This window comes from Flagellimonas iocasae, from assembly GCF_042682725.1.
Lineage (GTDB): Bacteria > Bacteroidota > Bacteroidia > Flavobacteriales > Flavobacteriaceae > Flagellimonas > Flagellimonas iocasae.
Map to the genome: position 1 here is coordinate 721351 of NZ_JBHUHU010000001.1, position 12643 is coordinate 733993.

General features: G+C 42.1%; 11 protein-coding genes and 1 tRNA gene. 3 read left to right on the forward strand and 9 right to left on the reverse strand.

Features of this window, described 5'->3' with window-relative positions:
- Window positions 1-74: 74 nt before the first annotated feature.
- From ACFSJE_RS03250 to ACFSJE_RS03270, 5 genes are all read right to left on the reverse strand, one after another.
- On the reverse strand, window positions 75-905 hold the full coding sequence (locus ACFSJE_RS03250) for a CvfB family protein (protein ID WP_379829545.1): 831 nt from the start codon (window positions 903-905) through the stop codon (window positions 75-77).
- Window positions 906-982: 77 nt separating this feature from the next.
- The gene (locus ACFSJE_RS03255) at window positions 983-1324 is read right to left on the reverse strand and encodes a DUF2853 family protein (RefSeq protein ID WP_379829546.1); all 342 of its coding nucleotides are present in this window, start codon (window positions 1322-1324) and stop codon (window positions 983-985) included.
- Window positions 1325-1361: 37 nt separating this feature from the next.
- Window positions 1362-3098 carry a 2-succinyl-5-enolpyruvyl-6-hydroxy-3-cyclohexene-1-carboxylic-acid synthase gene (gene menD, locus ACFSJE_RS03260; RefSeq protein ID WP_379829547.1) on the reverse strand — a complete coding sequence of 579 codons (1737 nt, stop codon included), beginning with the start codon at window positions 3096-3098 and terminating at the stop codon, window positions 1362-1364.
- 54 nt (window positions 3099-3152) lie between these two features.
- Window positions 3153-4214, reverse strand: a complete 1062-nt coding sequence (locus ACFSJE_RS03265) for a chorismate-binding protein (protein WP_379829548.1) — start codon at window positions 4212-4214, stop codon at window positions 3153-3155.
- Complete coding sequence (locus ACFSJE_RS03270; RefSeq protein WP_379829549.1) at window positions 4195-4617, reverse strand: PaaI family thioesterase; 423 nt, start codon at window positions 4615-4617, stop codon at window positions 4195-4197. The genes ACFSJE_RS03265 and ACFSJE_RS03270 overlap by 20 nt, the downstream gene beginning before the upstream one ends.
- Window positions 4618-4678: 61 nt before the next feature.
- Here ACFSJE_RS03270 and ACFSJE_RS03275 point away from each other — a divergent pair, with 61 nt between their 5' ends.
- On the forward strand, window positions 4679-5323 hold the full coding sequence (locus ACFSJE_RS03275; protein WP_379829550.1) for an alpha/beta hydrolase: 645 nt from the start codon (window positions 4679-4681) through the stop codon (window positions 5321-5323).
- A gap of 2 nt (window positions 5324-5325) precedes the next feature.
- On the opposite strand, the gene ACFSJE_RS03280 is transcribed toward ACFSJE_RS03275, so the two are convergent.
- From ACFSJE_RS03280 to ACFSJE_RS03290, 3 genes are all read right to left on the reverse strand, one after another.
- Window positions 5326-6261: a hypothetical protein gene (locus ACFSJE_RS03280; protein ID WP_379829551.1), complete on the reverse strand. Its 936-nt coding sequence runs from the start codon at window positions 6259-6261 to the stop codon at window positions 5326-5328.
- Window positions 6262-6347: 86 nt separating this feature from the next.
- Window positions 6348-7604 (reverse strand): NAD(P)/FAD-dependent oxidoreductase, encoded by a 1257-nt coding sequence (locus ACFSJE_RS03285; RefSeq protein WP_379829552.1) that lies wholly within the window; start codon window positions 7602-7604, stop codon window positions 6348-6350.
- A 226-nt stretch (window positions 7605-7830) separates the two neighbouring features.
- Window positions 7831-8757 carry a dihydrodipicolinate synthase family protein gene (locus ACFSJE_RS03290; RefSeq protein ID WP_379829553.1) on the reverse strand — a complete coding sequence of 309 codons (927 nt, stop codon included), beginning with the start codon at window positions 8755-8757 and terminating at the stop codon, window positions 7831-7833.
- 111 nt (window positions 8758-8868) lie between these two features.
- Here ACFSJE_RS03290 and ACFSJE_RS03295 point away from each other — a divergent pair, with 111 nt between their 5' ends.
- Together ACFSJE_RS03295 and ACFSJE_RS03300 are read left to right on the forward strand one after the other, a co-directional pair.
- The gene (locus ACFSJE_RS03295; RefSeq protein WP_379829554.1) at window positions 8869-10425 is read left to right on the forward strand and encodes a M28 family peptidase; all 1557 of its coding nucleotides are present in this window, start codon (window positions 8869-8871) and stop codon (window positions 10423-10425) included.
- A gap of 208 nt (window positions 10426-10633) precedes the next feature.
- Window positions 10634-12022: a putative metal-binding motif-containing protein gene (locus ACFSJE_RS03300; protein WP_379829555.1), complete on the forward strand. Its 1389-nt coding sequence runs from the start codon at window positions 10634-10636 to the stop codon at window positions 12020-12022.
- Between the two features lie 250 nt (window positions 12023-12272).
- Here ACFSJE_RS03300 and ACFSJE_RS03305 read toward each other — a convergent pair.
- Window positions 12273-12348, reverse strand: a tRNA-His gene (locus tag ACFSJE_RS03305).
- Window positions 12349-12643: the final 295 nt, after the last annotated feature.

Sequence of the window (12643 nt, forward strand, 5' to 3'; positions counted from 1 at the left end):
TAAAGAAAAAAACTTCCAAGTGTCAAAATACCCCTTCAATAAGAACTATTCAAAAGACTGCAAAATCGGATAACCTAAATTAAATAAATGCCATCATCCTGAATATTAATCTTTCGCTGGCGATACAATATTCCAACTCCTTTTTTAAACGCCTTCTTACTTAAATGGAGTTCCTTTTGAATTTCCTCTGGTGCTGATTTATCATGCAAGGGCAAAAAACCATTGTTCTCGTGCAACTTATCAAAAATTAGCTTTGCTGTCGGCTCCAACATTTTGGCTCCAATCGGCTGCAGGGAAATGTCAATCTTTTTGTCTTCCCGCACATTTTTCACATATCCTTTTAGCCTACTTCCCGTAAAAACCGGTTTAAAGAGGTCGCTGTCAAAAATGAGCCCCTTGTATTTGTTGTCCACAATCACCTCCCATCCCAAAGGGGTTTTTCGGGCTACTAAAATGTCCACTTCGTCATTGACCTCGTAGGCTGCGTCTTCATTGGACAAAAATTTGTTTGTTCGACTAGACCCTACCAATCGGAAGGATTCTTCATCGAGATAACAATGCACAATGTACTTCTTGCCCTCTTCCATGCGTTGGGCCTGTTCCCGAAACGGAACCAAAAGATGTTTTTCCAGCCCCCAATCCATAAAAGCTCCAAAATCCGCAACTTCAGCTACCTTAAGATGGGCAAAACCATTCCGAACAATGTAGGGTTTCAATGTAGTGGCAATGGGGCGCTCATTGTTATCGAGATAGCAAAACACGTCCATTTCGGCATCAATCTGAAAATCATCGGGCACATACTTATTAGGCAATAGGACTTCGGTGCCTTCGTCATCGCCCAAAAAAAGACCAACGCTGGTGCTGCGCAATACTTTTAAGGTGTTATAATCTCCCAGTTTTATCATAGTACAAAGGTAGACTGAAAATGCGGGTATAAAAAAAGCCGTCCTAAAGGACAGCCCTGTTCTGTTGTAAGAATCTATTAATTATAAATGGATTCTTTACCAAAATATTTGGTGAGCATATAGTAAATCACAGCGCGGTACTTGTTCTTATCGGAACGTCCATACCCATCAATTACACTGTTGATTGCGACCATTAGTGCAGGGGTATCTGCCAGTCCCAATTTTTTGATCAAGAAATTGTTCTTTACCGTTTCCAATTCCTTTTCATCGGAACCAGAAACCCGGGATGCATCTAAATTATAGATGGCCGGTCCAAGTCCGACAGCTACCTTGGTGATAAGGTCCATATCTGGGGTTTCGCCAAACTTGCTTTGAATGTCCTCCGCATACTTGGTGATTAATTCGTCTCTTTTACTCATGATTGATTAGTGTTGTTTTATGATTTATACCTTGGTTCTAAGATATGAAATCGAAGTACCCAAGCAAAATTTTATTGTTCACCAAACGTGGTGTAGTGATTTCTAATATTTTGGGCTTAAGCGAAATAGCGTAAAATCCCTCCATTTCTTTGGTCAGTTCTTCCTCGTTTTCTGCGGTACGATGTTCAAATCCGTACATCGCTGCCAAATGTTCTGCCGTAAAGGAATGCTGGGTCTCGAAAAAGGTGGAAAATTCATCCGTATCTTCCTTGCCCGGAAGGATTCTAAAAATTCCTCCTCCAGAATTGTTAATGAGAATTATTCTAAAATCAGTTCGAAGGTGGGCATTCCACAACCCATTACTGTCATAAAAGAAACTCAGGTCGCCCGTGATCAATAATGTGGGTTCCTCAGCATGGATAGATGCACCCACCGCTGTGGATGTACTGCCATCAATTCCGCTGGTGCCCCGGTTACAAAAAACCTTCAGAGAAGCATCCATCGGGAATAATTGCGCATAACGAACAGTGGAACTGTTGGCCAAATGCACCTGATACCCTTTGGGTATGTACCGCAATACTTCATCAAAAACTTTGAAATCCGAAAATGGAATTTCCTTCAAGTATGCCGCTCTTCCGACCTCATATTTTTTCTTGACCTCCTGCCATCCGATTTTGTAAGCACTCTTTTGTGTGTCAGAAGGCAAAACAGCCTTGAAAAAATCATTTGGGGAAGCCTTAACATGTTTTGAAAGACAAAAGAACGTGTCGTATGCCTTTTTCGGGTCGATGTGCCAATGCTCTTTAGGCTGATACTTCCGCAGGAATGCTTTTATTTTTTTGGAAACAATCAGACCTCCAAAAGTGACCAATAGTTCCGGTTGAAGCGCTTTGAACAATGCATCTCTATTCTCGGATTTTTCAATTGGTGCGATAATGCTATCAATGCTCGGGAAAAATTCAGGATGGTGCATGTTAGAGGTCGTTTCGGTAAAAACCAATGTGTTTCCATCTTGGGCCAAGGCCTCTAAAACCTCAGTTTCCAATTCATTGGGTTGTTTAACTCCCACCAAAATCATTTTTCGACCATTGTTCTTCCAAATCGATGCATAGTGGGACCAATCCTCTTGATTGGAATCTACCGGAACATCCATTTTCTTTCCGGAAACTTGAAGAACCGGTTCTTCCACCACCCCATACAAGGGTTCTTCAAAAGGAATGTTGATATGCACTGGTGTGTTTTTCCAACGCGCAATTTGGAGGGCATTTACCAACTCCCTTTCATTATATGCTTGAATCTCCTCTTGCGTTTCAGTAAAAAGTGATTTACCCCATTTTGATACGGTTTCGGCTGCATGCGAAATGTCCTGTTTCAAATTGGCCGAGTATCCAATGTGCTTTTCCAAAACATTAGCCTGACGAATCGTTTGTCCATCCCCAATATCGATACGGTACGTGGGTCTATCCGCCGAAACCACAATCAAGGGGATATCACTATAAAATGCTTCGGCCACCGCTGGGTAATAGTTCAAAAGGGCACTTCCGGATGTGCAGACCACGGCCACCGGCTCTCTCAATTGCTGGGCCATACCCATGGCAAAAAAGGCCGCACAGCGCTCATCTACAACACTGTAACAATTAAAAAAGGGATTCTTGGTAAAGCTAATGGTCAAAGGAGCGTTCCGCGAACCTGGGGAAATTACTATATGCTTCACTCCTCTGGACTTAAAGTACAGGACCAATGTCTGCGCCGAGGGAATATCCGAGTACATCATGGACCACAAAAATACATCTGAATTGCGTATTCCCCTAAATTCCGAAGCACCAAATTATAAGATGTTGAGCATGGTCTTGCTTTTGTTCTGGGTCTCAACCCATTCACTTTCAGGCTGCGAAGCTGAAGTGATTCCGCCTCCTACAAATAAAGTAGCTTTGCTATGCTGCAATTCCATGCAACGAAGATTGACGAAAAGTGAGGCCTCCCCTACCTCATTCAAGTTTAACTCACCCAAAAAGCCAGTGTAAAAACGTCGCTGGTAATTTTCATTTTCCAGGATGAAGGATTTCGCGGCTTGGGTTGGAATGCCGCATACTGCCGGGGTAGGATGCAATGCAGTGATTACTTTTTTTATCCCATTGCCACTGGATAAGGTTCCGGTGACCTCGGACCGCAAATGCCACAAATTTCCAGCTCTGATGGATTCTGCCTCTCCGATATGAAGCTCTTCCATGGCAGGTCCCAATCGTTCTTGAATGTAGTCGGAAACCATACGTTGTTCTTCGATTTCCTTTGTACCCCACTGTGGTTTTTCATCGCCATTAAACGGTAAGGTGGCCGCCAAGGACATGGTTTTTAATTGCCTGTCTTTGATTTCCACCAAGGTCTCCGGGGTTGCACCACACCATGTTCCTATTTTTGGATGATGGAAGATGTAGCAAAACGCGTTGGGATAATTGTTCAGAAGGTTTTGGAATATTTCTACGGGGGATGACGAGGCGTCAACTTCAAGTTTTCGGGACAGTACTACTTTTTTGAGATGGCCCTTTTCTATCTCGGAAATACCTTTTTTCACCAAATTGATATGGGCTTCTTTTCCGCTAGCAGAAAACTCAACTGTGGTACTTTCAGTTTTGACTCCTATTTGAAAAGTGGCCGAAAGGACTTCATCCGGTTGAATCAAAATGGCATTCTCCTTCAAATCGAATGGGGCAAAAACAAAACCTTTACCTTCAAAATCCATCGTTTTGTGCAGCACATCATTCCCTTGAAAAACAGCGGTCACCTGTTTCTGCTTTGGTTTTCGGTACACCGCAAATGGCAAGTCATTTTCCAAACTTGCCTCAATCTTCCTAAAAATGTTCTGGAACTCCTTATTTTCTTGGTAAGGCAATGGTAGTCAATTTACAGTTGGAAATCAGTTTACCTTCCTCGTCCGTTATTTTTATCTCCCAAAGTTGGGTGGTTCTGCCTTTGTGTAGCATGGATGCTCTTGCATAAACAAAACCTTCTTTAATGGATTTTACATGATTGGCGGAAATCTCGATTCCCCGCACAAAAAATTCCTTCGCATTTAAAAAGATATAGGAAGCGGCACTGCCCACACTTTCGGCCAAGGCTACGGAAGCTCCACCGTGCAGTACGCCATCGGGTTGATGCACCTTGGGCGTAACGGGCATACGGGCCAACAAAAAATTCTCCCCTACATCTATATAGGTAATATCCAAGGTTTCCATCAACGTCCCTTTGCAAATTTCGTTGCAAACGGATAGAATCTTTTCTTTATGGGCTTCCATCCTTCTATTTTTTGTAAAATTACACAAAGCTAAAGCAATCGAACAACCTAGAAAGGACTTTATGACCCCAATTGAAAAGTCGGCTACCTACTCGACTCAAAACACCTATCTCACCAAAAATCCCATTACCCAGAAAACTAAGAATGTATGGTTGGTTTTCCATGGAATTGGGTATTTGAGCCGCTACTTCGCCACGTATTTTGAACGCCTGGACCCAGATGAGAACCATATCATTGTACCCCAAGCGCCGTCAAAATACTATTTGAAAAACGAGTACAAATATGTTGGAGCCAGTTGGTTGACCAAGGAGAACACCCCGATGGAAATTGAAAATGTACTCAACTACATTGATGCAGTCTTCGAGGCAGAGGAAATTCCATCGCATTTGAACCTCATTCTATTTGGATTTTCGCAAGGGGTTTCTGTTGCAACACGATGGTTGGTCCACCGAAAAATACAAGTGAAAGGTTTATTTCTTTACGCAGGAGGAATTCCCAATGAATTAGAAAAGAAAGATTTTGAGTTCTTGGACCTGGAAAATACAACTGTGAAAATCATTTATGGAGACGAGGATGAGTTTTTGACACCCGACCGTTTAGTATCTGAAAAGGTGAAGATTGATTCCTTATTTCATGGGAAAGCCGAAATCATAACTTTTAAAGGAGGACATGAGGTAAAGCCGGAGATTATCAGCAACTTAATTTAAGCTTACTTCTTTCTCCCTTCATTTGGTTCGGTAGTATGGTCCTCTTCCGGATAATATTTGATGACACGAGTAGTGTATTCGTTAGCGGGAGTAATGATTTTCTTTACCCAGTTTTTTTCTTCGTGGCTGTCAAACTGAAAAATATAGTTCTCCGCCGATTCTGTAGTCACTGTTTTGGTGACGACTTTATCCAACACCCCGTTGGCATAGTGGTAAAATAATTTTTTCTGGGAAACGAACTCCTTCTCTTCAATATCATATTGAAAATATTCACTGGTCACCAGTTTTTCTGCTGAGTTGAAAACCTCCTCGGTGGCAATATTAGGCTCGCCATCAATATATTCCTTGGTCAATATCACTTTAAGCGTTCCCTTGGGCCCTTTGCGCTCCGAGGTTCTTATGGTCTTTTCAAGAATACCATTGGTAAAAGTACTGGTCGTAAGCTCATTTTTGTACGGCGTATATTCAAAAGTGGTCTCATCAACGCCGTCGGAATTGGAGGTGATGATTTTGCTCAACCTGCCTTCATCATCATACATGTACTCTTGTTGTTCCAAAAACTCCTTGTCATATGAAATGATTTTCTCCAAGACCTTTCTTTGGGGCACCGTGTCAATCTCATAGAAATTGGCCATAGATGTGGATGCATCCAACACATTGTTCTTGTAACTCTCCATGCGACGCTCCACCAGTTCCCCATTATCGTATTTGTAATAAGTGATGTCTTGGTCGGTATCATTGTATTGGGTGGTGGTCTTGGTCAGAATTCCTTCTTTATTGAACTCAAAGGACTCCCGTCCATAATCGGTAATGACCAAACATGTTTTCACCTTTCCATTTAAATCAAAATCCTGCACCGTAAATATCTGAACCTCTTGGGAATGTATTCCAGTGGTAAGTAAAAAAGAAAGTAAGAAAAGGGCAGTGTAGTTTTTCATCATACTGTAAAATTAAACGGAATTAAGGCAACTAAAAAATTTACTGCACACACCATGCCGAATTTAACTTAAAGAAAACAAGGCAATTAAAACTTTCGGTCTGGATTAAAAGGTGATAAATCCATGGAAGTTTGCTTGCCCGAAATCAACTCCGTAATCATTTTTCCGGTTGCTGGTCCCAAACTCCATCCCATCATGGCATGCCCTGTGGCAATGGTAAGGTTTTTAAATCCTTTGGGTCTACCAATGTAAGGTAATCCGTCGGGGGATACAGGGCGCAATCCGCATTGGGCGTTATCCTTGTCTTCTTTTGAAATCTTTAAACCTTTGTAAAAGTTCTCCGCACCTTTAGCAATTGCTTCTACCCTCTCCTTTCGGATGATGTCATTAATTCCAGAAAATTCCATGGTACCGGCGAAGCGGGTAAAACCTTGCATTGGCGTTACCGCCATTTTGGCCTCCATTAAAATGGCAGGCATGGAAATTTGGGTGGGAGCCTCCACATTGATGCGATATCCTTTTCCTGCCTGAAGCGGAAGTTTAATATCAATCTTCTTAGAAAGGTTTGATGTCCAAGAACCTGCCGCAAAAACCACTTCATCTGCCTTGTAGCTGGCTTTATTGGTTGTTATTTCGGTAACAAAACTACTTTCCCAGTTTAAGTCCAGAACCTCTTCGCCTTTATGAATGCTCACCCCTACCTTGGAAAGATATTCCAACAGTTTTGCCATGATTTGCGGCGGAGTGGTATGCCGATCACATTGATAATGAATGGCCCCTACGGCATTAAACTCGACGTTGGGTTCGATTTTTTTGAGGGCATCAGCATCCAAATGACAAGCTTCCAATCCCATTTCTTGGGCTTTTTCCATCACCTCAAGTTCATGGTCCCTTGCTTTTTCGGTTTGATAGACCATCAACAGCCCTTTGTCGTCCAGATGAAAATCACCAAGGTCGCCCGAAGCTTTCATGTCTTCATACAGCCTTCTGCTCAACAAGTTAATGTCCCTAATGATGGGCATGGCCCGCTCCACCTTGGCTTTTGTGGATGATTTTTTAAAATACCAGGCCCATTTCATGAAATCTACATCCAATCTGGGTTTCATATAAAATGGACTGGCAGAATTGAACATGTATCGGATTCCCTGTGAAATCATTCCCGGAGATGCCAAAGGAACAATATGGCTTGGCGTTAAATAACCGGCGTTGACAAATGATGCTCCCGAAGTGATATCGGATTTGTCCAAAACGGTAACTTTATGACCTTCTTTTTGTAAAAAATAGGCAGTTGAAAGTCCTATGATTCCACCGCCTACTACAATCACATTTTTATTTTTACCCATATTCCCAAACTTAAACCCTCGAAAGAAAAATTAATTATTTCTCTTTTTTCAAAAAAGGGAAGGTGTTCAATTTTCCAGCAAATTTAGAATCAAAATAATTTCTACAAATAGAAGTGCCCTCTTATTTTAGCGGTATGGGTAAAAATTTATGCTTTAGGCATTTTAAGGTAGCCCAAGCGCTCTTTATACTAGTATTTCAGTGCTTTTTTGAGAAGAATAAAACCAGCTATACGTTTACCTTGACGTTGACCAAATCCAGAATTGTATGTCTGGTGCGCATACCTTCATCGATAATGGCCATTACACGCTCCCTTTCTTTTCCTTGAAGGGGAAGTCTAGGCAAACGAACGTTTTCTGTGCCAATTCCAGTGGCTACTTCTGCCAATTTAATGTTCTGAACGAGCTGTGGACTAATATCCAACTCCAACAAAGGCATGAACCATCTGTAGATTGCCTTGGCTTCTTTTATTTTGCCAGCTTTGACCAATTCATAAATAGCTACTGTTTCCCTTGGGAAAGCACACACAAGACCGGCAACCCAGCCATCGGCTCCCATGAGCATACTTTCCATGGCAAGAGTATCCACACCACATAAAATACGTAGTCTATCCCCAAATCTGTTGCGCATGCGGGTAACATTAGTAATATCGCGGGCAGAATCTTTAACAGCTTGAATATTATCATGGACCAAAAGTTCTTCGAACATATCCAGCGTAACTTCAATTTTGTAATCCACAGGGTTGTTATAGATCATCATGGGCAGTGAAGTACTCTGAGCCACGGCTTTAAAATAGGCCACAGTTTCATAGTCGGTGGCCTTATATCGCATCGGCGGAAGAATCATCAGTCCTTTTGCCCCATATTTCTCTGCTTGTTCAGCAGCAAGAATCGCTCCTTTGGTGGTTTGCTCCGCAATATTGATTACCACGGGGATTTTACCATCCACCAAATCTACGGTGTGCTGTACTAAGATTTGTTTTTCATCTTGGGTAAGGGTACTGGCTTCCCCTAAGGTTCCTCCCAAAATAATGGCGTGCACACCAGCCTCTAACTGGGCGTTGATGTTTGTGGAGAACATGTCCAAATCCAATTGGTCGTCTTCAGTAAATTTAGTTGTTACTGCCGGCATAACTCCAGCCCAATTCATTTTCATGGATGATCGATTTATTAATAAGTGCGTAATATACACAAACAGATGAAAAGTTAATCCGATCTTTATTAATCTTTTGAGTATTTTTGGGGAATTTTGAAAAAATATTCCATTATGAACAAATTCACCCTGCTTGCTTTGGGTTTTCTAGTTGCCTGTAATTCATCACAAAAAACCGTATCAGAAGCCCCAATATCTGCGGAACAAGCAGACCCGGTCCCTTACGCAAACACCATCACCCAAGAAGAATTAAAGGAACACCTATATACCTACGCCTCTGACGAATTTGAAGGAAGGGAAACTGGAGAGCCTGGTCAAAAAAAGGCAGTGGAATATATTAAAAACGAATATGAGGCTTTGGGGATTCCGGCTGCTAAGCCAGATGGTGACTATTTTCAGGAAGTACCTTTGGAAGTAGCCAAAGTCCCCATGGGAAATATCACCATAAATAATAAAGCCTTTGAAATTGGCGAAGATGTATTGGCCTTTACCGCAGCCAATGGAAAGTTTGACCAAGTCACCTATGTTGGGTATGGCATTGAAGAAGGTGATTATTCCGATTATGGTGGGTTAAATGTTACCGGAAAAGTGGTGCTCATCACATCTGGGGAGCCAATGAACCAAAACGGGAATTACATACTTTCTGGAACTAGCGAAAAATCCGATTGGAGCAATATGTCCGAAGCCATGCAGAAAAAGGGAACTCTCGCCATGGAAAAAGGTGCTAAGGGAATTTTGTACTACGACTCACAAAACTATCCACGATACAAAGGGTATTTTGAGTTTATGAAGAACAATGACAGCGGAAAGATGGAACTGGCCGAGCATAGCGATGAAGGTTTTGTGGTTATTTTGGATGAAGCCGCGGCGGAAGCGCTAATAAAAGATATTGAAGAAGACCATACACCGAAGGAAATTTCGGTTGACCTAGAATTTAATATTGCCAGCGGGAGCAACAAAATAAGCTCTGAGAACGTGGTCGCCTTTTTAAAAGGAACCGAAAAACCCAATGAGTATTTGGTGATTTCATCCCATTTGGATCATGTAGGCGTAAATGCCAACGGAGAAATCCATAATGGCGCCGATGACGACGGTTCTGGAACAGTGGCCCTTCTTGAAATTGCCGAAGCGTTCAAGAAAGCTGCCGATGCTGGCCACGGCCCAAAACGTTCCATTGTGTTCCTTCATGTTACGGGAGAGGAGAAAGGATTGTTGGGTTCACGTTACTACACCGATGTAGACCCTATTTTTCCATTATCCCAGACCGTGGCGGACCTTAATATAGATATGATTGGTCGTATCGACCCAAAACGTAAAGGGGACCGAAACTACGTTTACCTAATCGGTTCTGACAAATTGAGTTCTGATCTTCATAATCTTTCAGAGGAAATCAATGCAAAGTATGCAAACATTGAATTGGACTATACCTACAATGATGAAAACGACCCCAACCGATTTTATTACCGTAGCGACCATTACAATTTTGCGAAAAACAACATTCCCATCATTTTTTATTTTAACGGTACCCATGCAGATTACCATCGCCCAAGCGACACACCCGATAAAATTAACTATGACCTTTTGGAAAACCGCACGCGCTTAATATTCTATACAGCGTGGGAGGTTGCCAATAGACCCAACAAGGTTTTGGTGGACAAGCTGGCCAAGTAATCCGCAGAACCGCTCAGATATAAAAAGCTCTTCAGATGAAGGGCTTTTTTCTTTAGAAATTGTCAGAGATTATAGTCGTTTTCTATATCTCAATTGCCTCATATGGGCTACCCATCAACCCAAATACCACTTCCATCAAATAGGCTCAAATTACCCCTTAGCAGGCCTCTACTTTTACGGAGTATTAACCTCTTTAAAAGTAAATCTGATGAGAAAGAATAATTTTTTTGGACTATTGACCATGGTTATGGGCTTTGGTTTTTTGGTAATGGTATCCTGTAGCAAAGACGACAGTTGTGAAAACAGAACCTGTTATCTTGATAAGGATCTCGACAATTTTGGAGCCGGAGCCGGAACAACAGCCTGTAAACCTCCTTCGTCCGCCTCTGGACAATATGTTCTTAAAAACGGAGATGCCAATGACGAGGACCCCAATGTCAACCCAGGATGTACATTGGTTTTTTATATTGATGATGATGGTGACGGTTTTCCATCATCCGAACCCTTCTATTTTTGTGAAAACCCCGATCCCACCAAGTACACAGACGAAGCTGATACCTTTGACTGTAACGACAATGACACCAGCCTAAACCCAGATGTCTTTATCACCTATTACCCAGATACGGATGGTGATGGATTCGGAGACCCAAATGGAACAACAATGGTGGTTCAAGGGTGTAAACCTGCTCCAGCAAACCATGTGACCAATAGTGATGATTGCGACGATACTGATCCCAATCGTAACCCTGAGGCGGCACAAATTACCTATTATTATGATGGCGACAAGGACGGCTATGGAATAGAAGATGAGTTTGATGTGCGTGATGCCTGTGACCCAGCACCAGAGAACTTCACTTGGTCCTTGCAAGCAGGGGATTGTAATGATAATGATGACACCATTCATCCTGGTGCTGAGGAAATTTCCGATTTTGATGGCATTGACAGTAATTGCGATGGTATAGAAGAAGCGATTCTTTGGGGTGGAGAACCTAAGCTCTTTAGCAAAGCTGCCAATGCAGATTGGGTGGGAGACCCCCAAGCCCAAGATATAATCACCGAAAATGTAGTTTTCACGCGTTCCACTAAAGGATTTGTCACCAATATAGCTTGGTGGCAAAATGAAATTGGGCAAACCCCAACTGAAGATGAAGATTTGGAATGGGAAAGTAAAGGTAGGAAATTCCTTGGTGATCCAGTGGCAAACGTAGGGGAAGCATTGCCCAGTGGTGGTCCTAATGGAGTACGTTGGGCCATTTTGTCTGATGGTGGCGACACCGAGGCTTGGAGTAATTTTGACATGTATGGTACCTTAGGTGATCCTACTAACTTCTATAGTTTTAATAACATCATTGCCATGTGCAGTTTATTGAATTTAAATGAGGGCATTGATCAAGTAACAGATGCTTTTGGAATTATAGGGGTTGCCGAAGATTATCCAGACTATGGAGCTGGTATTAGTCCTGAAAGTTTGGTAGAGGTCAGGTTAGGTGTATGGCTGGTAGAAGAAAACATCTATTTTACCCTTAGGTTCACTGAACTGAGTGATTTTAATTCAGGTGGTGTTATGTCCTACTCTAGATCTACTCCCGATAATTAATCCTACAATCAAAACCAACCTAAGCAAGAGCCCTGGAGAAATCTGGGGCTTTTTTATGGTTCGGAACTAGCATAAACAAAAAATCCCGAACCTTTCAGTTCGGGATTACTTTTGGGTGGAAGACCTGCCTGACGGCAGGCAGGCCGGGTTCACCTCGGCTTCGCTCAGCACAGGCTTCTCACCCTAGTTAACGATATAAAAACAAAAAATCCCGACCAAAAGCTTGACCGGGATTCTTATATAAAATTCTGGGTGGAAGACCGGGTTCGAACCGGCGACCTCTGGAACCACAATCCAGCGCTCTAACCAGCTGAGCTACAACCACCATGTAGCAAAACCTTAACAAAAAGAACAATCGCTAAATTTTGTTCAGGCGGGTGCAAAAATACTTCTTTGTATTGATTCAACCAAAAGATTTTACCACTTCCCTAACTGTAGGGCAACTTTTTTTTCAATCATTTGTTTTTTGTAGTTTTCTAAAACACAAGCAACCTATTTTGGTCATTCGCCGTTTCGTATAAATTATCGACGAAATACCAGTTTTGTCAGACAAAACACACATTTATTTGCTTTTCACAACATTTAATTCCACAGAGACCACTACAAAACTATTTTTACCAC